This window comes from Streptomyces sp. TSRI0281 (assembly GCF_001905125.1).
Lineage (GTDB): Bacteria > Actinomycetota > Actinomycetes > Streptomycetales > Streptomycetaceae > Streptomyces.
Genome location: NZ_LWLE01000004.1, coordinates 317,629 through 338,366, shown reverse-complemented (window position 1 = coordinate 338,366; position 20,738 = coordinate 317,629). Strand labels below are relative to the sequence as shown.

Genomic DNA, 20,738 nt, shown 5'->3' with positions numbered 1-20,738 from the left:
GCGTTGTTCGCAGAGGGGGCGCGGTTCTACCCGGTGGCCATGGCGGCCACCTTCGCTGGTAGCGGTCTCTGTCCACCACCGCCCCAGCCTCGGGGAGAACCATGCGGCCGCTCAGGATTCGTCCGGGCCGCCGAGTAGGGGCACGCGCCGTGGTGAGGTTCGGTCAGGCCGGGATTGTGGCAGGCTCCTGCTGAGCCTGGGCGGTGTTGCGGGCTGCGAGATAGCGCTCAGCGTCCAGGGCCGACGCCGCGCCCGTTCCCGCGGCGGTGATGGCCTGCCGGTAGGGGTGGTCGACGACGTCGCCGGAGGCGAACACCCCGGGCGCGCTGGTGCGCGTCGACGGCGATGCGACCTGGATGTAGCCCTTGGTGTCAAGGTCGAGCTGGCCCTTGAAGAGTTCGGTGCGCGGGTCGTGGCCGGTCGCGATGAACAGCCCCGTCACGTCGAGGTCGCGCGTGGCGCCGGTCAATACGTCACGCAGAACGACGCCGGCCAGCATGCCGCCGGTCTCCTTGATCTCGGCGATCTCGCTGTCGAGGGCGAAGGAGATCCTGTCGTCGGAAAACGCCCGGTCCTGCATGACCTTCGAGGCCCGCAGGGTGGAGCGGCGGTGGACGACGGTCACGGACTTGGCGAAGCGGGTGAGGAAGGTGGCTTCCTCCATGGCGGTGTCGCCGCCGCCGACCACGACGATGTCGCGGCCCTTGAAGAAGAACCCGTCGCAGGTTGCGCACCAGGACACCCCGCGCCCGGAGAGCTCGTCCTCCTTGGGCAGACCGAGCTTGCGGTAGCCGGAACCGGTAGCGACGATCACCGTCTTCGCGCGGTGCACGGTGCCCTCGGAGTCGGTCAGCAACTTGATGTCGCCGGCGAGGTCGACGGAGACGATGTCGTCGTCGATCATCTCGGCGCCGAAGCGCATCGCCTGCGCCCGCATGTTCTCCATGAGGACGGGTCCGTCCACGCCTTCGGGGAAACCGGGGAAGTTCTCCACCTCGGTGGTGGTCGTCAGGGAGCCGCCGACGAAGATGCTGCTGCTGAACAGCAGGGGCTTCAACCGGGCGCGGGCGGTGTAGAGGGCGGCGGTGTATCCGGCGGGGCCGGAGCCGACGATGACGACCTCGCGTATCTCGCTCACGCGGTCTTCTCCGGGGCGATCTCCTTGATCAGGCCCTCGACCAGGTTCTTGATCTCGTCGCGGATGGGGCGTACGGCTTCGACGCCCTGGCCGGCCGGGTCTTCGAGCTGCCAGTCCAGGTAGCGCTTGCCGGGGAAGACGGGGCAGGTGTCGCCGCAGCCCATGGTGATGCAGACGTCCGACTCCTTGACCGCGTCGATGGTGAGGATCTTCGGGGTCTGGGCGGAGATGTCGATCCCGACCTCGGCCATGGCCGCGACGGCGGCAGGGTTCACGGCGGTGCCCGGGTTGGATCCGGCGGAGCGGACTTCGACGCGGTCTCCGGCCAGGTGGGTCAGCCATGCGGCGGCCATCTGGGAGCGGCCGGCGTTGTGGACGCAGACGAACAGGACAGAGGGCTTGTCGGACATTGTTCTTCCCTTGGTGAAGTGGATCGGCACGGGCTTCGGAAGGCGATGTCAGGTGTCTGGGAGGTTGGCCAGAAGGCGGGTGATACGGGCGTCGATGTCGTCGCGGATGGTGCGTACGACGCCGATCGGGGCGCCGTCGGGGTCGGCGACGGACCAGTCCAGGTAGTGCCGGCCGGGGACCACGGGGCAGGCGTCTCCGCAGCCCATCGTGATGACGTAGTCGGCGGCCCCGACGACCTCACTGGTCAGGGGCTTGGGGTACGCGTCGGCGATGGACAGTCCCGACTCCAGGAGGACCTGCGCGACGTGCGGCTCGACCTCGGCGGCCGGATCGGTCCCGGCCGAGGAAACGATCACGCGCTCGCCCGCCCGGTGGGCCAGGAGGGCGGCGGCCATCTGCGAGCGGCCGGCGTTGTGCCCGCACACGAACAGCACCCGGACCACGCCCTTGCCCGGTGCCCCGGTGTGGGCGAGGGCGTCGAGGCGCTCTGCGGTCAGGCGCTCGGCCCGTACCACCAGGTGTGTACGGACCCGGGCATTCTCGGCGAGGCGCCGGTAGGAGTCGGTGAGCAGCTGCTGCACGGTCTCCACGGAGAAATGGCCGCGGTGGCGGGATGCGAGGCGGGCGGCCCCGGCGCCGAGCCGCTCGTCGGGCCAGGCGGGTGGTGGCGGGACGCACATGGGAACCCCTTCGACGGGCCCTACGGTTCAGCTCGGACTGGTGTCAGCGCCGAATGATGTGACAGTATCAGCCCATGATGACTTCAGTCGACACTGACGTAATCCGGGTTCTGGGTGATCCGCTGCGCATGCAGGTCGTTGCCCTGCTGGCCCGGGAAACGCTCTGCATGTCGCATCTGGTCGAGGAGACCGGTGCCAAGCAGACGAACCTGTCCAACCACATGAAGGTCCTTCGCGAGGCCGGTCTGGTGGAGACCGAGCCCTGCGGCCGGTTCACCTACTTCAAGCTGCGCCCCGAGGTACTGGCCTCGGTGTCCACGCAGTTCGCCGAGCTTGCTGACTCCGCCCGCACCGCTGTCGAGAACAAGAGGGCCTGCCCGTGACCTCCACCGAGCCCGCCACCGCCTCCACCGACGGGCCCGGCCCGGCCGTTGACGACTCGATCGTCAAGAAGCTCTCCACCCTGGACCGCTACCTCGCGGTGTGGATCCTGCTCGCCATGGCCGTGGGCCTGGGCCTGGGCCGCCTCATCCCCGGGATGAACGACGCTCTCGCGAAGATCGAGATCGGCGGGATCTCCCTGCCGATCGCGCTCGGCCTGCTGGTCATGATGTATCCGGTGCTGGCCAAGGTCCGCTACGACCGGCTCGACCGCGTCACCGGCGACAAGAAGCTGATGGTGTCCTCGCTGGTCATCAACTGGATCGTCGGACCGGCGGTGATGTTCGCCCTGGCGTGGATCTTCCTGCCGGACCTGCCCGAGTACCGCACCGGCCTGATCATCGTCGGGCTCGCGCGCTGCATCGCCATGGTCATCATCTGGAACGACCTCGCCTGCGGCGACCGCGAGGCCGCCGCCGTCCTCGTCGCCCTGAACTCGGTGTTCCAGGTCTTCGCCTTCGGCGTGCTGGGCTGGTTCTATCTCGACCTGCTGCCGCGCTGGCTGAACCTCGGCGACGGCCAGGGCCTGGACGTGTCCGTCTGGCACATCGCGCTGAACGTCATCATCTTCCTCGGCATCCCCCTGCTCGCCGGCTTCCTCACCCGCCGCGTCGGCGAGAAGAAGATGGGCCGCGAGAAGTACGAGACCAGGTTCCTGCCGAAGATCGGCCCGTGGGCGCTGTACGGGCTGCTGTTCACGATCGTCATCCTCTTCGCACTCCAGGGAAAGACGATCACTTCGCAGCCGATGGACGTCGTCCGGATCGCCCTGCCGCTGCTGGTCTACTTCGCGATCATGTTCTTCGGCTCGTTCCTCCTCGGCAAGAGCCTCGGACTCGCCTACGACCGCACGAGCACCCTCGCGTTCACCGCGGCGGGCAACAACTTCGAACTCGCCATCGCCGTCGCCATCGCCACCTTCGGCGTCACCTCCGGGCAGGCCCTGTCCGGCGTCGTCGGCCCGCTCATCGAAGTGCCGGTCCTGATCGGCCTCGTGTACGTCGCGCTGGCCTGGCGCAAGAAGTTCGCGCCCACTGCACTCACCACACCGGGAAGGGACAGCTGATGCACTGCCTCGACTGCCACGCCACCGGGACGCACAGCGCGACCGTCGGCATCTGCCACGGCTGCGGAGCCGGGGTCTGTGCGGGGCATACGCGCATCGCGGCCCGGAGTGTGCGTCGGGGCCCCCTGCCCGGGGCTTTCGGTGAAGCCCCGGCCCGCAGGGTGCTGTGCCCGGTGTGCGCCGCAGCCGAATCCCCGGCCGCGACGGCTCTGACTCCGTGACCGGCGTGGCGGACGTGGTACTGATCGGCGGCGGGCAAGCGGGGCTCGCCGCCGGATACTACCTGCGCCGCAAGAAGCTGGACTTCGTGATCCTGGACGCCCAGAACGAGCCGGGCGGCGCCTGGCGCCACACCTGGGACTCGCTCCGCCTGTTCTCCCCGGCCGCGTTCTCCTCCCTGCCCGGTCGGCTCATGCCCGCGCAGAGCGGCCAGGAGCACCCGGATGCCGGACATGTCGTGGACTACCTGGCCGACTACGAGCAGCGCTACGACCTGCCCGTCCACCGTCCGGTTCGCGTCGCTTCCGTGCTCCGCGACGGGCGCCGGTTGCGGGTGGAGACGGATGCGGGCGTCTGGTCCGCGCGGGCGGTCGTCTCGGCCACCGGCACGTGGTGGCGGCCTTTCCTCCCGGCCGTTCCCGGCCGGGAGGTCTTCACCGGCCGTCAGCTGCACACCACGGGCTACCGCAGTTCGGCGGACTTCGCCGGACAACGGGTCGCCGTGGTCGGCGGCGGGAACTCCGGCGCGCAGATCGCCGCCGACCTCGCCCTGGCCGACGATGTCTCCCTGACCTGGGTGACCCAGCGCCCGCCTCGGTTCCTGGCCGACAATATCGACGGCCGCGCCCTGTTCGACGCCGCGACCGCCCGCCGCCGTGCCCTGGAGGACGGCATGGCGGACAGCGGCGGTGTCGCCTCGCTCGGCGACATCGTCGCAGTCGCGCCGGTCCGCGCTGCCCGGGACGCCGGACTGCTCAAGGCGGAGCCGATGTTCACCCGCCTCACCACCGACGGCATCGCCTGGGCCGATGGGACGCACGCCGAGGCGGATGCGGTGATCTGGTCCACCGGGTTCCGCCCCGCCCTGTCCCACCTCGCCCCGCTCGGCCTGCGCGGCAGCCGGGGCCACATCGAAACCGCAGGCACACGTGCCGTGCAGGAACCGCGGCTGCACCTGCTCGGCTACGGCGACTGGACGGGGCCGGCCTCGGCCACCCTCATCGGGGTCGGGCGGCCGGCCCGCGAGGCCACCGCCGAGATCGCCGCGCTTCTGTCCTGAGCCGACCCGCACCCCTCACCGGCTCTGGCGGCGGAGCCGGGACAGGACATGCCCGGCGTCGCGGCCCACGCCGCGCAGGGTCTTGGAGGAGAAGCTGCGCTGGAACTCCATCCCGACGAAGGCCAGCCCCGGCACCGCTGAGGCGATACCGCCACGGTGCAAGGCGAGTCCGTCGCCGTCCAGGGAGCCGGTGCCGTGGAGGTAGGGGAAAGCCGGGCGGTAGCCGGTGGCCAGGACGACCGCGTCGACCGTCTCCTTCGTGCCGTCCGCCCAGATGACACCGTCGCCGGTGAACCGGGTGAACATCGCCCGCTCGTCGACACCGTGCGCCTTGAGGGCCGTACGGTGGGTGCCGTCGTCGAGCACCGACACCGGCACCTTCTCCAGCCAGCGGCGGACCGGCGCGACGTCGAGGCCGGTGTGCTTCAGCCTCCAGTGCAGGTCCCTGCCCAGCGGCCGCTGAGGCATCCAGCCGACCGGCCGGCGCACCGCCACGCTCACCTCGGCAAGGGCCCCGAGTTCTGCGGCGATCTGGATCGCGGAGTTCCCGCCGCCCACCACCACGACCCGCCGCCCGGTGAACCCCTCCGGGCTGCGGTGGTCGGCGGCGTGCAGCACCCGCCCCCCGAACTCCGCCCGGCCGGGCAGTTGCGGCACGTACGGCGAGCCGTAGTCGCCCATGGCGGCGACGACCGCCCGCGCCCTGAACTCCTCGTCGTCGGTGGCCCGTACCTCCCAGGCGCCGTCCCGCCGGGAGACGGAGGCGGCCGGGGTCGAGGTGCGGATGTCCGCGGGCAGGCGACGGGCGTACTCGCGCAGGTAGTCGGCCACCTCATCCCGCGTCGGGTACCGGACCGGATCTCCGGGGAAGGGCAGGCCGGGCAGGGAGGAGTACCGGGCCGGGGAGAACAGGGTGAGGCTGCCGTAGTAGCGCGGCCACGCCCCGCCCGGAGCCTCGGCGGACTCCAGCACCAGGGTGCGGGCGAAGCCGTGGCGAGGGGCGAGGGCGGCGGTGGCCAGGGCCGGACTGTCCGGCACCGACAAGGAGGGCAAGCAGGTCTTCTACCGCGCCGACGGCGCCACCATCGCCCAACGGCTCGATGCCCTGAAGGGCTACCTGGCCCGCTGCTGCCCGCCGGGATGCGGCTGACCGGGGAAGGTGCCGTCAGTCGCGGAGGTCGAGCATCGCGGACATCGCCGCGACCACGGACGGGGCGACCTTGTAGTACACCCAGGTCCCGCGCCGCTCGGAGGTCAGCAGCCCGGCCTCGCGCAGCTTCTTCAGGTGATGGGAGACCGTCGGCTGGGAGACGCCGACGTCGGCGATGTCGCACACGCACGCCTCCCCGCCCGCGTGTGAGGCGACCTTGGAGAACAGCCGCAGCCGCACCGGGTCGGACAATGCCTTGAACATCCCGGCCATCCTCTCCGCGTCGGCCCGCGACAGCTCGGCCGACGTGATCGGCGGGCAGCACGGCACCACGGACCCGGCATCCAGCACCGGCAGGTTCACAACCTCATACTTCGACATACGTCTATGTTGACACTTGTCGATACCGGTGGCAAGCTCGGGGTATCGACAACGATCGAAACAGTGGCCTGCACGGGCCGCGTACCCCGGAGGACATCACCGCCATGACCACCACCACGTCGGACCTGCCGGTCGTCGTCATCGGCGCCGGACCCGCCGGACTCGCCGCCGCCGCCCACCTCGTCGAGCGCGGCATCACCCCGCTGGTCCTGGAAGCAGGCCCCACCCCCGCCGCCGCGGTACGCGAGTGGTCCCACGTCCGGCTCTTCTCCACCTGGGCCGAGCTCACCGACCCGGCCGCCGAGAAGCTGCTGGCCCCCACCGGCTGGACCAGGCCCGACGCCGGCACCTACCCCTCCGGCGGGGACTGGGCCGACCTCTACCTCCAGCCGCTCTCCGACGCCCTCGGCGACAAGGTGCGCACCAACACCACGGTCACCGGCGTCTCACGCGCCGGCCGCGACCGCCTCGTCGACGCCGACCGCGAAGCCCAGCCCTTCGTCGTGCACTTCACCACGGCCGACGCCACCGAGGAGCGTGTCTTCGCCCGCGCGGTCATCGACGCCTCCGGCACCTGGGCCACCCCGAGCCCGGCCGGCGGCAGCGGCCTCGCCGCCCTCGGCGAGAAGAGCGCCGCCGACCGCATCACCTACCGCGTCCCCGACCTCAACGACCCGCAGGTGCGGGCGCGGTACGCAGGCAAGCGCACCGCCGTCATCGGCTCCGGCGCCTCCGCCTTCACCGCCCTCGCCTACCTCGCCGACCTCGCGAAGTCCGACGACGGCACGGGAACACACGGCGTGTGGATCCTTCGGCGCGGCATCTCCGGCTCCACCTTCGGCGGCGGCGAAGCCGACCAGCTCCCCGCCCGCGGCGCCCTCGGCCTCGCCGCCAAGGCGGCCGTCGACAACGGCCACGCCGACGCGGTCACCGGCTTCCGCACCGAGGCCATCGAGCGCGACAGCGACGGCCGCCTGATCCTGGTCGGCGAGGACGGACGCCGTCTCGACCCGGTCGACGAGGCCATCGTCCTCACCGGCTTCCGCCCCGACCTCGCCTTTCTCGGCGAACTGCGCCTCGGCCTCGATGAACGCCTCCAGGCACCCACCGGACTGGCCCCGCTGATCGACCCCAACCAGCACTCCTGCGGCAGCGTCTACCCCCACGGCCACCGCGAGCTGTCCCACCCCGAACCCGGCATCTACCTCGTCGGCATGAAGTCCTACGGCCGCGCCCCGACCTTCCTCGCCATGACCGGCTACGAACAGGTCCGCTCCGTCGCCGCGGCGATCGCCGGCGACATCGAGTCCGCCGACCGCGTCGAACTCACCCTCCCCGAGACCGGAGTGTGCGGCGGCGCCGGTCTGTTCGACGACCCGGCCGCCGACCAGGCCGACGGCGGAGGCTGCTGCGCCCCGGAGCCCGCACTCGTGCGGCTCGGTGTCGGCGCTCCCGCCACAACGGCCGCCGAGGAGACCCCGGCGGGCGGCTGCTGCGGCTCGTGACCGATCTCAGCACCCCTGAGCGCGGGGCCGCGACCGGAACGGGGGTCCGGTCGCGGCCCCGCGCCGCCCTGCCTGCCCTGTGCGCCACCCAGATCACCAGCTGGGGCATCGTCTACTACGCGTTCCCCGTACTCAACCCCGCCATCACCGCCGACACCGGATGGCCCGCCGGGGCGACCACGGCCGCGTTCTCCGCCGCCCTCCTCGTCTCCGCGATCGCCGGGATACGGGTCGGCCGGATCATCGACCACCGCGGCCCGCGCACCGTGATGACCGCCGGATCGGTCCTCGGTGTGCTCAGCGTCCTCATCGTGGCCGCCGCCCCCAACCTGCCCATCTTCATAGCCGGGTGGCTCCTCGCCGGGCTCGCGATGGCATCCACCTTCTACCAGCCCGCCTTCGCCGCCCTCACCCGCTGGTGGGCCCCCGACCACGTCCGCGCCCTGACCATCGTCACCCTCGCCGGCGGCCTCGCCTCCACCGTCTTCGCACCCCTCACCGCAGCACTCGCCGCTCATATGTCGTGGCGGGCGACGTACGTCGTTCTCGCCTCGGTGCTCGCCGCCGTGACCATCCCCGCGCACGCCATCGCCCTGAACGCGCCGTGGCCGAAGGCGCCACCGGCCACCGCCCGAGCAGCCGGCGGCGCGGACCAGGTGGCCCGCAGCCGACAGTTCTGGATGCTGGCCGCAGCCCTGACCCTCTCCGCGTTCACCGTGTACGCCGTCGTCGTCGCCCTCGTCCCGCTCATGCTCGAACGCGGCTTCACCACCACCGAAGCAGCCTGGGCCCTCGGCCTCGGCGGCGCAGGACAGACCCTCGGCCGCACCCTCTACGCGACCCTCGCCCGCCGCACCGGCGTCACCGCCCGTACCGTCGCGCTCATCGCACTCGGCGGACTCACCACGGCCGCCCTCGCGCTCGCCCCTGGCCCCTACACACTGCTGGTCGCCCTGTCAGTTGCCGCAGGAATGGTCCGCGGAAACCTCACCCTGCTCCAAGCGACCGCCATCACCGACCGCTGGGGCACCACCCACTACGGCCGCCTCTCAGGACTCCTCGCAGCACCGGCAACCGCTGCCTCCGCACTCGCCCCATTCGCCGGAGCCGCGCTGGCAGCACCCCTCGGCGGCTACCCGCATCTCTTCGGGCTGCTGGCTCTCGTCGCTGGTCTCGCCGCCCTCGTAGCCCTTGCGACCCGGCCGACCCGCAGGGCCCCGCCAGGGTAGGAGCGGCAACGAACTCACACGCAGGAGCGCCTTGGACTCGTACACACCGGTCGGGTTCCCGCCCCCGCCCCGCGCACCTGGGTTCAGGATTCCTCGAACCCACGCACTCTCGGGCGGTCAGAAGTGGGGGTTCTCGGTGGGCCGGTCGGCTTCGGTGGCGGCCTGGAGCAGCTCGGTGAGGTCGTCGGGCTCGGAGGAGCGCTGGTCGATCCACCACCCGGCGCGGGTGATGGTGCGAGCGGCCTCCTCGTCACGAGGCGGCACCACACGGAACCAGGCAACATGATCGCTCACGGTCTTGTCATGCGTAGGTCCCGCAACCTGCCGACGCTACAGACTGCACTTCACACCCCAAGGCGGCTTCAAGGGCGCATTGATCAGCTCGAAGCGGGCCCATCCGCCTCAGGAGCGAGGCTCGGCGGGGACATCTCAGGGGCTTTTCAGGGACCTTCAGCTCTGTCAGAGGGACTTTCGCGGGACGATCCGGCAGGCAAACCGGTAAGCCCGTGGCAGAGCTGAAAGTAGAGAAATGCCTGTTCAGCGCTCCTCTAGCAGCCATCGACCTGGTGTCACGTCGGTCCTGGCCCCCGCCGCCCCTTGTAGTTCACCTTCATCGTGTCCATGTCCGTCACGGTGGAGCGCAGGTCGCCGTGCGCGTACCCCCGCTCCTTCAGCGCGCTCTCCGCCCGGTCCTCGGCGAGGGCCGCCGCCATCTCCTCGCCGTCCGCCGCGTCGGACACCACCACATAGCGGAAGCTGAAGTGCTTGAGCACGGCGTCGTAGGCCAGCGTGCCCTCCTCGGTGAACCGCATGGCCGTCAGACCGTGCTCCTCCACCTCCGACAGCAGCCGTGCCCGGTCCTCGTCCGTCAGCCTCTCCCAGGTACCCCGCACGATCACCCGGTACGTGTGCTGCGTGCCCATCGTGTTGCCGCCCTCCGCTCGAAACAGCCGAGGGGCAAGGCTACGGCGGCCGGGCCGCAGAGCACCGGGAATATCCGGCGGAGGGCCGAGGACGGAGAGCGGAGGGCCGAGGACGGCGAGTGAAGGACGAGCGGACGGCGGGTGGAAGACGGGCGGAAGGGGCGATCGGCGGGCCCTTCGACGAAGTCGGACGGCTTCGCCCCTGGTCGGGGCGGCATCCAACGTGTTCCATGGTCATCGGGGGGCGCCCGGACCTGTGGCGGCCCGTGCGAGGGAGCGAGGTTGCCTTGGCCACGACCGTACGACGTGCCGTACTGACTCTGCCCGCAGCACCACGGGGACCGGAGAACCCGCTGCCCGCCCTGCGGACGCTCGACGAGCCGCATGCCGTGGACGAGCGCGAGCGGGCCGATCTGCCCCGGGACATGGCGCGTCAGCTCGGACACGAGCCGCTGCGCACGGTTCTGCCGGTACGCGTCCTGGACGGATACAGACGTGAGCGCACCCCCACCGGGCTGGACGCGATCGTCATCGAGAACGACCGGTTGCGCGTCACCGTGCTGCCCGGTCTCGGAGGCCGCGTCCACTCTCTGCACCACAAGCCGACCGGCCGCGAACTGGTCTACCGCAACCCCGTCCTCCAGCCCGCCGACTTCGCACTCAACGGCGCCTGGTTCTCCGGCGGCATCGAATGGAACATCGGTGCCACCGGCCACTCCACCCTCTCCTGCGCACCCGTCCACGCCGCCCTGGTCCCCGCCCCGGACGGCGGCCGGATGGTCCGGCTCTGGGAGTGGGAGCGGCTGCGCGACCTGCCCTTCCAGGTGGATCTGTGGCTGCCCGACGACTCCGACTTCCTGCACGTCGGCGTGCGGATACGCAATCCGCACGAGCACCCCGCGCCCGTCTACTGGTGGTCCAACATCGCCGTCCCCGAGAGCGAGGGCACCCGCGTCCTGGCCCCCGCCGAGGAAGCCTGGCACTTCGGGTACGAGCGGACCCTCGACCGGGTAGCCGTCCCGGAGACCGGCGGCACCGACGTGACGTACCCGCTGCGCAGCACCTACCCGGCCGACTACTTCTACGAGGTACCCGACGGCGCCCGCCGCTGGATCGCCGCCCTGGACGAGGACGGTCACGGGCTCGTCCAGACCTCCACCGATCTGCTGCGCGGCCGCAAGCTCTTCCTCTGGGGCAGCGGCGCGGGCGGACGCCGCTGGCAGCAGTGGCTGACCGAGCCGGGCACCGGGGGCTACGCCGAGATCCAGGCCGGGCTCGCCCGCACCCAGCTGGAACACGTCCCCCTCGAAGCGGGCGCCGAGTTCAGCTGGCTGGAGTCGTACGGTCCGCTCTCCGCGGACCCTGCCACCGTGCACGGCGCGGACTGGTCCGCCGCCCGCGCCGAGACCGAACAGCGCCTCGCCGCGGCCCTGTCGCGCACCGATGTCGAGGAGGCGTACGCGGCCTGGCTGCCGTTCGCCGACGCCGAGCCGGTGGAGGTGCTGGCCACCGGCTCCGGCTGGGGCGCCCTGGAGGTGAAGCGGGCCGGTCTCACGCTGCCGGGTACTCCCTTCGCCGAGTCCACGCTCGGTGAACAGCAGGAACCCTGGCTGGAGTTGCTGCACCAGGGTGCCGTGCCCCGGCCGCGCCGGGCGGGCCCGCCCGGACCCACGCTGGTCTCGTCGCACTGGCGCGACATGCTGGAGACCGCGCCCGCCGACCCGCTCACCGAATACCACCTCGGGATCGCCCAGTGGCACGCCGACGACCGCGCCCAGGCCGTCCGCAGCTGGGAGCGCGGCCTCGCCCTCGCCGTGTCGCGCTGGCCGTTGCTGCGCTGTCTGGCCGTCGCCGCCCAGGACAGCGGTCAGGTCTCCCGCGCCGCCGATCTCTACACCGAGGCGTTCGACGACCTCTGCGGAGAGCGCGCGGACGAGGAGTGCTGGTCCGCCGCGACCGCGGCCCTCGCCCGTGAGGCGATCGAGGCCCAGCTCGCCGCCGGGCGGCAGGCGGCGGCGCGCACCGTCCTGGCGGCCCTGGACCCGGGCGTCCGTGAGCGCGGCCGGTTCCGGCTGCTCGATGCCCGCGTCCTGGTCGCCGAAGGGGAGACCGCGGCGGCGCGGGCGTTCTTCGACACCGGGTTCGAGGTCGCCGACCTGCGCGAGGGCGCCGAGATCCTGGACGACCTCTGGGCCGCGGTCAGCGAGGAGCCGTTGCCGGACGCGTACAACTACCGGATGCGCCCGAAGCGCTGAGGACGCGCCCCGGCCGCCCGAAGCGCTGAGGCGCCCCGGGCGGCCGGGTCAGGCGGGTGCGTTGCGGTCGGCGTACTCGAAGACCGAGCCGTCCGGGTGCAGCGCGATGAGATTGCGGCCGGCCGGGGTCGGCACCGGGCCCGCCACGATGTGGGCGCCGACCCGGGTCAGCGCCGCATGGGCCGCGTCGACGTCCTTGACCGCGATCGTCGCACTCACCTTGCGCAGCACCTCCAGCTCCGACTCCGGACCGCTCATCAGCAGAAAGCAGCCGATCGCGGCGACCGAGACCCCGCCGCGCTCGAAGCGCAGCGCCGGAGTGCTCGTGAGGCTCTCGTAGAAGGCCACCGAGGCCTCCAGGTCGTCGACGCAGATGCGCAGCGTGGTTCCGATGATTTCCATGCGTACGAGGGTAGTTGGCGACCCCTGGGCATGTGATCGCTTCCGGACGACCGGGTGGCCGGACGACCGGGTGGCCGCGTGACGGGAGATCGGGTGACCGGGCGTTCCCGCCGCGACCCGGCGCGGTGGGAACGCCGTGCTCCTCATGCGGTGGGGCCGCCGCCGGATGTCAGGCGCGGCACAGCAGTTCGCCGTGCGGGACCATGAACCAGCCGTCGTCCTCGGCGCCCCAGGCGCGCCAGGCCGCCGCGATCGCCGTCAGCTGCTCCGGATGCGCGTGGCCGCCCTCCACCGCCAGCTTCGCGTACACCGATCCGGTCGTACGGTCGGCCCACAGCGCACTCCACCAGTCGCGGGACTCCGGGGTGGCGAAGCACCAGGCGGCAGCCGTCGGGGTGAGATCGGTGAAGCCGGCCCGCCGGGCCCAGGAGACCAGCCGCCGGCCCGCGTCGGGCTCGCCCCCGTTGGCGCGGGCCACCCGCCCGTACAGCTCCTGCCACTCGTCCAGGCCCGGCACTTCCGGATACCAGGTCATCGCCGCGTAGTCGCTGTCACGCACGGCGACGAGGCCGCCCGGCCGGCAGACGCGCCGCATCTCACGCAGCGCCTGCACCGGATCGCCCACGTGCTGGAGCACCTGATGGGCGTGGACGATGTCGAAGGAGTCGTCCGGGAAGTCCAGCGCGTGGACATCGGCGGTGGCGAACGTGATGTTGTCCAGACCGCGTTCGGCGGCGACCGAGGCGGCCTGGTCGAGGATGTCGCGGACGGTGTCGACCGCAGTCACCTGGCCGGGCGCGACCAGTGCGGCCAGGTCGGCCGTGATGGTCCCGGGGCCGCAGCCGACGTCCAGCACCGCCAGGCCGGGGCGGAGTTCGCCGATCAGATAGGCCGCCGAGTTGGCGGCGGTCCGCCAACGGTGCGAGCGCAGCACCGACTCATGGTGGCCGTGGGTGTATACGGCGGTCTCCTTCGGCATGGCCGTTGGTCCTCTCTCGACGTGTTCTCTCGTAAGCGGTATGGCCACGGTACGCCGCGATGTCGCATATTGAGATACGCGTCTTGCGATGTGGTCAAACCGGGGTCCGTCACACGGGCATGGGGCAGTAGACGGTGAGTGCTTCCGTCAGCTTGTCGATCGTCAACTCCGTTCCGGAGTGGGCCACTTCACCGTCGTACGCATAGGGGGTCCCCGGTGCCAGGCCGGCGATCCGGACGCGGCGCCGACGTACCGCCGCATGGACGGGGGAGCGGGTCAGCGGACCGGCCACCGCCGCCGCCAGCAGTCGCAGGCCCGGAGTGCGGCCGCCGTGGACCGCCCTGATGTCCAGCAGGCCGTCCGCCAGGTTGTGCCGCCGCCCGGGGGCGGGCCCCACCCGCTGGAAGAGTCCGTTGCCCACGAACAGGAGCCACAACGGCCGCCGTCTGCCCTGGAGTTCGGCCTCCAGCGGTCGTCGGCCACGCAGTACTTCGAAGGCCGCCAGGACTCCGGCGGGCCAGCCGCCGATGCGGGGCGCCCAGTGTTCCCGGGTCCGTACGAGCTCCGGGTAGACCCCCAGGCTGAACGCGTTGAGGAAGTAGCCGTCCGCCCCGCCGGGCCCCTCGGGGCCGGGCCGGAACCGGCCCAGGTCCACCCGGACCGCGTCCCCCGAGGTGAGGGCGGCCGCCGTGTCGTGCACCGTCTCTATGCCCAGGTCGTACGCGAAGTGATTGAGGGTTCCCCCGGGAAAGACGGCGAGCGGCATCCCGTGCGTCGCCGCGACGGACGCCGCCAGATTCACCGTTCCGTCACCCCCGCAGATCCCCAGCGCCCGGCCCCGGTCCGCCGCATCGGCCAGCGCCCCGGACAGCGCGTCGGGCGCGCACTCCACGACCTCGGCCAGCGGCAGCGCCTCGCGCACCAGCGAGGCGGTCGCGGTGGCCGTGCCGGACTCCTGGTTCACCACGACGACCAGGTCCTTTCCGGCGGGCAGCGCGGGAGCCGTCGCCGGAGGACGGCCCGGTGCGGGCAGCTGACCCCGCGTCGGCACGACCCCGCGCAACGCGAACGCCGCCCCTATGCCGAGCGCCGCACCGGCCAGCACATCGCCCGGATAGTGCACCCCCGTGTAGACCCGGGAGGCGGCCACCGCCACCGCGACCGGGGCGACGACCGCGCCCCAGCCCTTCGATTCCAGGGCGACGCCCGTGGCGAAGGCGGCGGCGGACGCCGCGTGCCCGGAGGGGAAGGACGTGGTGAAAGGCTGCCGCTTGAGCTGCCGCACCAACGGAACGAGGTCCAGTATCGGCCGTTCCCGGCGCACGGCCCGCTTGCCGACGGTGTTGATCGCGGCCGAGGCGACGGCCAGCGACGCGACCCCGCGCAACGCCGCCCGGCGTGCCCGCGCGCTGCTGCCCAGCGCCGCCATACCGGCCGCGGCGCCGAACCAGAGCAGCCCGTGATCGGCGGTGCGGCTCAACCGCGGCAGCACCTGATCGGCGCCCGGCCAGCGCCGGCCGGCGACACCGCGGAACAGGGCGAGGTCCCGGCTGTGCAGCAGGCCGCGCAGCCGGGAGGAGGCGAGGGAAGGGGCGGAAGAGGAGGTGGGGAAGGGGATGGAGGGTCTGGTGCTCACGGTAGACATGGGTCAGCGAATACCCGGCCCGGCCCCGATGAAGCCGAAGGCGCGCCGAGACGATGACCACACACTCGGGAGCGGGGGGCCCGGAGAGCGGGGTCCCGGTCAGGCATCCGTACGATGACCGGGGCATCGAACGCGCGTGCAAGGGGCGTTCGCGGTGCGGCCCGGACACCACCTGGAGCAGTCATGAACGTCGTACCGGAAGTGGCCGTGCGCGAACAGGCGCAGCTCGGCGAGGGGCCCACCTGGGACCCGGCCACCGGGCGCCTGATCTGGGTCGACATCCTCTCCTCCCGCATTCACACCTACGATCCGGAATCCGGCCGCCGCACCGTCATGGCCACCGGGCAGCACGTCGGAGCGGCGAAGCCGCGGGCCGGCGGCGGACTGGTCGTCAATCTGCGCGAAGGCATCGGCCGCTACGACGCGGACGGCGCCTTCGCGTGGCTGTTCCACGACCCGGTCGCGGGACGGCGGGGCAACGATGCCGCCGTGGCGCCGGACGGGGCGCTGTGGGCGGGCACCATGCGCGACGACGAGGCCGAGATCGGCGGTGGCCTCTACCGCGTCGCGCCCGACGGCACGGTGACGGACGCGGTGGGCGCGGTGGCGTGCAGCAACGGCACCGGGTGGAGTCCGGACGGCCGGCTCATGTACTACATCGACACGCCCACGCTCCGTATCGACGTCTTCGACGTGGACGGCGAGCGGGTGCGCGACCGCAGACCGTTCGCGACGATCGAACCCGGCGCGGGCGCCCCCGACGGACTGACGGTCGACGCCGAGGGCTGCGTCTGGGTCGCCCTCTGGAACGGCTCGGCACTGCGCCGTTACGCCCCCGACGGCAGGCTGGACCGGATCATCGGGCTGCCCGTCCGGCGCCCGACGGCGTGTGCGTTCGGCGGCAGGGATCTGCGCGACCTCTACATCACCTCCGCCCGCACGGGCGGCGGCGCCCCGCACCCGCTCGCCGGATCACTGCTGGTGCTGCCGGACGCGGGGCTCGGTATGCCGGGCACGCCGTTCGCGGGCTGACCGGGAGCCCGCGCACTCCGCGTGCCGCCGTCCCCCGCTCGCACAGTTGGGCGGGCGCCCCGCCCCAAACCTCCGTATAAAGGCCCTGAGAGCTGCGTGGGCACGAGGCGAGGACGGACGGGGACGGGGCGGCGGAGGCGGAGGAGGGCCGGGATGCACCGGACCGAGGACACCGGGCAGGGCGGCCGGAGCGAGCGGACCGGCGAGCAGCGCGAGGGGAACGGCAGCCGGGGCGAGGGGACCGGACACGGCGGGCGGACCGGCGAGCAGTACGAGCCCGCCGGACAAAGCGGGCAGGCGCGACGAAGCGGGCGGGCCGGATCCCCTCCGCCTCATCCGCGTGAGGACCGGGGCCCCGTCCGGTACGGCCCGCCCGCACCCGACCCCGGTCTGCCCGTCCTGCCCGAGCTGGCGGATGTGCTGGCCGCCGCGGCCTCCCGTGCCCTTCCCGAACCGCCCGGCGGCGGGACCGCCCTGCGCGAGGCGGCCGTCTCCTACTGGGCGCGGCGCGGGCTGCGGGGCGGCCCGCAGCACGTCGCGGCCGCCCCCGGCGCCCAGCCCCTGCTCCTCGCGCTGATCGCCGCGCACGGCGGCGATGTCCTCATGCCGCGCCCCTGCCCCGCCACCTGGACACCGCAGGCCCGGCTGCTCGGCCGGCCCGCCTACCATGTGCCGACCCCGGCCGAATGCGGTGGCGTACCCGATCCGTACGCCCTGCTGGAGACCGTGCGCCGGGTGCGGGCCGAGGGCGGCCGGCCCCGGCTGCTGCTGATCTCCGTGGTGGACGACCCGACCGCCACCGTCGCCCCGCCCGAACTGGTCCGCGAGGCGTGCGAGGCCGCGGTCGCCGAGGGGCTGCACATCATCAGCGACGAGACCTGGCGCGACACCCTGCACCGGCCCCACGACACGGTCCTGCTCAGCCCCGCCGAGATGTGCCCGGACGATGTCACGGTGCTGAGCGACCTGGCCGGTGCGCTGACCCCGGCCGCCTGGCCGGTGGCGATCGCCCGGTTCCCGGACACCGAGCGGGCCGCCGTGCGCCACGCCCGTACGCTCGACGTCCTCACCGCGTCGGGAGCCCTGGTCGCCGGGCCCGTCGCGCGGGCCGCCGCCCACGCGCTGCGGGAGCCGGAGTCCGTCACGGCCAGGATCCGGCAGGCCGCGGAGCTCCAGGCCCAGGTCGCCTCCGCCGCGCACCGCGCGGTGCTCAGCTCCGGCGCGCTGGCCAGACCCCCGCAGGCGGGCCGCCACCTCTACGCCGACCTCGGCCCGCTCCGCTCCCGGCTGGTCTCCCGGGGCGTCACGGACTCCATGGAGCTGGAGGAGTACCTGACGGCCCGTCTCGGTGCCCCGGCCCCCGGCGGACACCGGTTCGGGGACGAACTGGGCGCGCTGCGGGTGCGGCTGGGCACCGGGCCGCTGCTCGGGGCGACCCCGGAGCAGCAGTGGGAGTCCCTCACCGCTGTGGAGCCCTTGAAATTGCCGCACGTGGCGGCGGCGCTGAGTATTTTCGCAGCGGCCTTCGACGAGTTGAGATGACCGGTGCAGTGGGCTGGACGACGAGCTGAGATGACCGGTGCAGGGGATGAACTCTGCCGACAGGAGCCTCTCGATGACGGAACAGAGCGAGCGCGCTCCCACCGGGGCGGGCGCGACGGACCGGACCACGGCCCCGGGCCGCTTCGGCGAGGACACGGCCGTGCGTCCGCCCGGCGAGGTCAGAACCTGGCCCCGTACCTTCGCGGACCGCCTCACCGCACCCCTTCCGGGTGTCAGGGGCATGACTCGACTGGCCCGCGAGCGCTCCCTGCGGCCCAACGCCGAAGGGCTGCGCGGCATCCACCGGCTGCCCTACGCCCCCGCGCCCCTGCCCGCTCCCGCCACCGGCACGGTCGCCGTCACCTGGGCCGGACACGCCAGCTGGATCGTCCGCATCGGCGGGCTCACGGTCCTGACCGACCCCGTCTGGTCCCGGCGCATCCTCGGCACCCCGGCCAGGATCACGCCGGTGGGCGTCCGCTGGGAGGATCTGCCGCCCGTGGACGCGGTCGTGATCAGCCACAACCACTACGACCACCTCGACGCCCCCACCCTGCGCCGGCTGCCGAGGGAGACCCCGTTGTTCGTCCCCGCGGGTCTCGGCCGCTGGTTCCGGCGCCGGCGCTTCACCCGCGTCACCGAACTCGACTGGTGGGAGTCGGCGGAGCTCGACGGCGTCCGCTTCGACTTCGTCCCTTCCCACCACTGGTCCAAACGCACGCTCATCGACACCTGCCGGTCCCTCTGGGGCGGCTGGGTGCTGGGCGACCGGCAGGGCACCGGGCGGCGGATCTACTTCGCCGGGGACACCGGATACGGCCACTGGTTCAAGGAGATCGGCCGCCGCCACCCCGGTCTCGATCTGGCGATGCTGCCGATCGGAGCGTACGAACCACGCTGGTGGCTCGCCGATGTGCACACCGACCCCGAGGAGGCCGTACAGGCGTACGAGGACCTCGGGGCCCGCGCCATGGCACCGATGCACTGGGCGACGTTCCTGCTCTCGGCCGAGCCGGTGCGCGAACCGCTCACCCGGCTCCGTACCGCCTGGCGGCGGGCCGGTCACCCGCGCGAACACCTCTGGGACCTGCCCATCGGCGCCTCGCGCGTACTCGACGGCTTCAGTGACCGAGCTTCGTCCGCAGCCTGCGCCACACCGCCGGAGCCGCGCTGATCAGCAGCGTCAGACCCACCGCCGCGACCACCCCCTGCCATGGCTCGGGGAAGAGCGAACCGCCCAGAATGCCGATCAGCTGATACGTCGCCGCCCACGCCAGGCACGCCGGTACATCACCCCGCGCGAACCGCCGCAGCGGCATCCGGCCGAGCAGACAGGCCAGCATCACCGGAATCCGCCCGGCCGGCACCAGCCGGGACAGCACCAGCACCATCGCCCCGTGCTCCTGGAGCTTCTGCTGCGCCTGGGCCAGCCGCTCCGGAGCGGCCCGGTCGCTGATCGCCCTGAGCCACTTCGAACCGTTCTTGGAGCGGACCCCGCGCTTCCCCAGCCAGTACAGGCAGATGTCCCCGAGGAACGCGGCAGCCGACGCCACGACGAACACCACGAGCAACGCGAAGGGTGCCGTCTGATGGAACGCCACCACCGCCGCCGAACTCACCAACGCACCCGTCGGTACCACCGGAACCAGCGACCCCAGGGCCACCAGAAGGAACAACGACGGATAACCGACCGCCTGCTGTGTCGACTCGGTCGGCAGCTCCCGCACCACTCCCTGGATCTCGTGGATCACCGGCCGGCCTCCGGCCGGACCCGCTCGCCGTGCCCCAGCACGTGCACCGCCACCTTCGGGGCCACCAGCGCCGCCTGCCGGACGAACTCGTCGCCCGGTGAGTGGAACTCGTGCGGCCGCACACCGTCCATCCCGATCGGCCAGTACGTGCCGTAGTGCACCGGCACCGCCGAACTCGGCTCCAGCCGGGTCAGCGCCTCGGCGGCACGGGCCGGGTTCAGATGGCTGTGGCCGAGGTTCGGCCCCCAGCCGCCCACCGGAAGCAGCGCCACGTCCACCGGACCCACCGCTTCGGCCATCCCGTCGAACAGACCGGTGTCACCGGCGAAGTACGTCCGCGCCTCCCCCTCGACCACATAGCCGAGCGCGGGCACCCGACGCGGGCCGACCGGCAGCCGCCGCCCGTCGTGCAGCGCGGGGACCGCCCGTACCCGTACCTCGCCGACCCGTACCACGTCGCCCGGCGCCACCTCGCTGATGAGGAGCCCGCGCATCCGGCGCAGCATCCGCAGCCCCGCCACGGCGGCCACCGCTCCGCTCGGCACGATCAGCCGGCTGCCGGGAGCCAGCCGCGCCAGCGACGGCAGATGCAGATGGTCGGAGTGCAGATGCGAGATCAGGACCACATCGGCCACCGCCGCCAGGGGTGGCGGCACCTCGCCCCGGCGGCGGCGCAGATGCGCGAAGCGCCGTACGAACAGCGGATCGGTCAGCAGCCGGACGCCGGAATCCTCGACCGTGCAGGTGGCATGACCCCACCAGGTGACCTCCACCGGCACGCCCCGCCTCCTCGCTCGTCCCCCTGTGAATCCTGTCCCCGGGTACGAGCGTAAGCGCCGCGCGCCGGTGGCACGCCGGTGCACGCCTTGTCGGCCCGTTCCGCACGGATGCGACCGGTTACGGACGGCTACCGAAGGGGTAGGGTCGGG

Annotated in this window: 23 protein-coding genes; 11 read left to right on the top strand and 12 right to left on the bottom strand. The window is 72.5% G+C overall.

Annotated features, from left to right (window positions below):
- Window positions 1–163 precede the first annotated feature (163 nt).
- From trxB to A6A29_RS11440, 3 genes are read right to left on the bottom strand one after another with little or no spacing between them, the layout of a single operon-like run.
- Window positions 164–1,138 carry a thioredoxin-disulfide reductase gene (trxB, locus tag A6A29_RS11450; protein WP_073719912.1) on the bottom strand — a complete coding sequence of 325 codons (975 nt, stop codon included), beginning with the start codon at window positions 1,136–1,138 and terminating at the stop codon, window positions 164–166.
- Window positions 1,135–1,548, bottom strand: coding sequence for an arsenate reductase ArsC (locus A6A29_RS11445; protein ID WP_073719911.1), 414 nt, complete (start codon window positions 1,546–1,548; stop codon window positions 1,135–1,137). Before A6A29_RS11445 ends, trxB begins: the two co-directional genes overlap by 4 nt.
- A gap of 48 nt (window positions 1,549–1,596) precedes the next feature.
- Complete coding sequence (locus tag A6A29_RS11440) at window positions 1,597–2,229, bottom strand: arsenate-mycothiol transferase ArsC (RefSeq protein ID WP_073719910.1); 633 nt, start codon at window positions 2,227–2,229, stop codon at window positions 1,597–1,599.
- A gap of 74 nt (window positions 2,230–2,303) precedes the next feature.
- On the opposite strand from A6A29_RS11440, the gene A6A29_RS11435 reads away from it, so the two are divergent.
- Genes A6A29_RS11435 through A6A29_RS11420 form a run of 4 tightly spaced genes read left to right on the top strand, consistent with a single transcriptional unit; the run spans window position 2,304 to window position 5,015 of the window.
- Complete coding sequence (locus tag A6A29_RS11435; protein ID WP_073719909.1) at window positions 2,304–2,612, top strand: ArsR/SmtB family transcription factor; 309 nt, start codon at window positions 2,304–2,306, stop codon at window positions 2,610–2,612.
- Entirely contained in the window at window positions 2,609–3,736 is a 1,128-nt protein-coding gene (arsB, locus tag A6A29_RS11430) for an ACR3 family arsenite efflux transporter (protein ID WP_073719908.1), read from the top strand. The genes A6A29_RS11435 and arsB overlap by 4 nt, the downstream gene beginning before the upstream one ends.
- Window positions 3,736–3,957 (top strand): DUF2180 family protein, encoded by a 222-nt coding sequence (locus tag A6A29_RS11425; RefSeq protein ID WP_073719907.1) that lies wholly within the window; start codon window positions 3,736–3,738, stop codon window positions 3,955–3,957. Before arsB ends, A6A29_RS11425 begins: the two co-directional genes overlap by 1 nt.
- A complete protein-coding gene (locus A6A29_RS11420; RefSeq protein ID WP_073719906.1) occupies window positions 3,954–5,015 on the top strand; it encodes an ArsO family NAD(P)H-dependent flavin-containing monooxygenase in 1,062 nt (353 codons plus the stop codon). Before A6A29_RS11425 ends, A6A29_RS11420 begins: the two co-directional genes overlap by 4 nt.
- 15 nt (window positions 5,016–5,030) lie before the next feature.
- Here the strand turns inward: A6A29_RS11420 and A6A29_RS11415 are convergent, their stop codons facing one another.
- The gene (locus tag A6A29_RS11415; protein WP_338012866.1) at window positions 5,031–6,053 is read right to left on the bottom strand and encodes a flavin-containing monooxygenase; all 1,023 of its coding nucleotides are present in this window, start codon (window positions 6,051–6,053) and stop codon (window positions 5,031–5,033) included.
- Here A6A29_RS11415 and A6A29_RS47785 point away from each other — a divergent pair.
- Window positions 6,028–6,165: a hypothetical protein gene (locus A6A29_RS47785; protein WP_338012865.1), complete on the top strand. Its 138-nt coding sequence runs from the start codon at window positions 6,028–6,030 to the stop codon at window positions 6,163–6,165. The genes A6A29_RS11415 and A6A29_RS47785 overlap by 26 nt on opposite strands.
- Window positions 6,166–6,180: 15 nt before the next feature.
- On the opposite strand, the gene A6A29_RS11410 is transcribed toward A6A29_RS47785, so the two are convergent.
- Complete coding sequence (locus tag A6A29_RS11410) at window positions 6,181–6,546, bottom strand: ArsR/SmtB family transcription factor (protein ID WP_073719905.1); 366 nt, start codon at window positions 6,544–6,546, stop codon at window positions 6,181–6,183.
- 104 nt (window positions 6,547–6,650) lie between these two features.
- Here A6A29_RS11410 and A6A29_RS11405 point away from each other — a divergent pair, with 104 nt between their 5' ends.
- Both A6A29_RS11405 and A6A29_RS11400 read left to right on the top strand, forming a co-directional pair.
- Window positions 6,651–8,051: an NAD(P)-binding domain-containing protein gene (locus A6A29_RS11405; protein ID WP_073719904.1), complete on the top strand. Its 1,401-nt coding sequence runs from the start codon at window positions 6,651–6,653 to the stop codon at window positions 8,049–8,051.
- Window positions 8,048–9,280, top strand: a complete 1,233-nt coding sequence (locus A6A29_RS11400) for an MFS transporter (protein ID WP_073719903.1) — start codon at window positions 8,048–8,050, stop codon at window positions 9,278–9,280. The genes A6A29_RS11405 and A6A29_RS11400 overlap by 4 nt, the downstream gene beginning before the upstream one ends.
- Before the next feature lie 117 nt (window positions 9,281–9,397).
- Here A6A29_RS11400 and A6A29_RS45200 read toward each other — a convergent pair whose 3' ends face one another.
- Together A6A29_RS45200 and A6A29_RS11395 are read right to left on the bottom strand one after the other, a co-directional pair.
- Window positions 9,398–9,574 (bottom strand): hypothetical protein, encoded by a 177-nt coding sequence (locus A6A29_RS45200; protein WP_158074383.1) that lies wholly within the window; start codon window positions 9,572–9,574, stop codon window positions 9,398–9,400.
- Between the two features lie 275 nt (window positions 9,575–9,849).
- A complete protein-coding gene (locus A6A29_RS11395; RefSeq protein ID WP_073719902.1) occupies window positions 9,850–10,203 on the bottom strand; it encodes a DUF6204 family protein in 354 nt (117 codons plus the stop codon).
- Window positions 10,204–10,490: 287 nt separating this feature from the next.
- Here A6A29_RS11395 and A6A29_RS11390 point away from each other — a divergent pair, with 287 nt between their 5' ends.
- On the top strand, window positions 10,491–12,458 hold the full coding sequence (locus A6A29_RS11390) for a DUF5107 domain-containing protein (RefSeq protein ID WP_073719901.1): 1,968 nt from the start codon (window positions 10,491–10,493) through the stop codon (window positions 12,456–12,458).
- A 48-nt stretch (window positions 12,459–12,506) separates the two neighbouring features.
- Here A6A29_RS11390 and A6A29_RS11385 read toward each other — a convergent pair whose 3' ends face one another.
- From A6A29_RS11385 to A6A29_RS11375, 3 genes are all read right to left on the bottom strand, one after another.
- Window positions 12,507–12,860 (bottom strand): VOC family protein, encoded by a 354-nt coding sequence (locus tag A6A29_RS11385; RefSeq protein ID WP_073719900.1) that lies wholly within the window; start codon window positions 12,858–12,860, stop codon window positions 12,507–12,509.
- Between the two features lie 169 nt (window positions 12,861–13,029).
- Window positions 13,030–13,839 carry a class I SAM-dependent methyltransferase gene (locus tag A6A29_RS11380; RefSeq protein WP_073719899.1) on the bottom strand — a complete coding sequence of 270 codons (810 nt, stop codon included), beginning with the start codon at window positions 13,837–13,839 and terminating at the stop codon, window positions 13,030–13,032.
- Between the two features lie 109 nt (window positions 13,840–13,948).
- The gene (locus tag A6A29_RS11375) at window positions 13,949–15,484 is read right to left on the bottom strand and encodes a bifunctional phosphatase PAP2/diacylglycerol kinase family protein (RefSeq protein ID WP_073719898.1); all 1,536 of its coding nucleotides are present in this window, start codon (window positions 15,482–15,484) and stop codon (window positions 13,949–13,951) included.
- A gap of 183 nt (window positions 15,485–15,667) precedes the next feature.
- On the opposite strand from A6A29_RS11375, the gene A6A29_RS11370 reads away from it, so the two are divergent.
- The 3 genes from A6A29_RS11370 (at window position 15,668) to A6A29_RS11360 (ending at window position 19,232) form a co-directional block, all read left to right on the top strand.
- Window positions 15,668–16,516, top strand: coding sequence for an SMP-30/gluconolactonase/LRE family protein (locus A6A29_RS11370; RefSeq protein WP_073719897.1), 849 nt, complete (start codon window positions 15,668–15,670; stop codon window positions 16,514–16,516).
- Between the two features lie 153 nt (window positions 16,517–16,669).
- Window positions 16,670–18,058, top strand: a complete 1,389-nt coding sequence (locus A6A29_RS11365; RefSeq protein ID WP_241838420.1) for an aminotransferase class I/II-fold pyridoxal phosphate-dependent enzyme — start codon at window positions 16,670–16,672, stop codon at window positions 18,056–18,058.
- A 73-nt stretch (window positions 18,059–18,131) separates the two neighbouring features.
- Complete coding sequence (locus A6A29_RS11360) at window positions 18,132–19,232, top strand: MBL fold metallo-hydrolase (RefSeq protein ID WP_073719896.1); 1,101 nt, start codon at window positions 18,132–18,134, stop codon at window positions 19,230–19,232.
- Here A6A29_RS11360 and A6A29_RS11355 read toward each other — a convergent pair.
- Together A6A29_RS11355 and A6A29_RS11350 are read right to left on the bottom strand one after the other, a co-directional pair.
- Window positions 19,180–19,809, bottom strand: coding sequence for a DedA family protein (locus A6A29_RS11355; RefSeq protein ID WP_073719895.1), 630 nt, complete (start codon window positions 19,807–19,809; stop codon window positions 19,180–19,182). The genes A6A29_RS11360 and A6A29_RS11355 overlap by 53 nt on opposite strands.
- Entirely contained in the window at window positions 19,806–20,582 is a 777-nt protein-coding gene (locus A6A29_RS11350) for an MBL fold metallo-hydrolase (protein WP_073719951.1), read from the bottom strand. The genes A6A29_RS11355 and A6A29_RS11350 overlap by 4 nt, the downstream gene beginning before the upstream one ends.
- Between the last annotated feature and the right edge of the window lie 156 nt (window positions 20,583–20,738).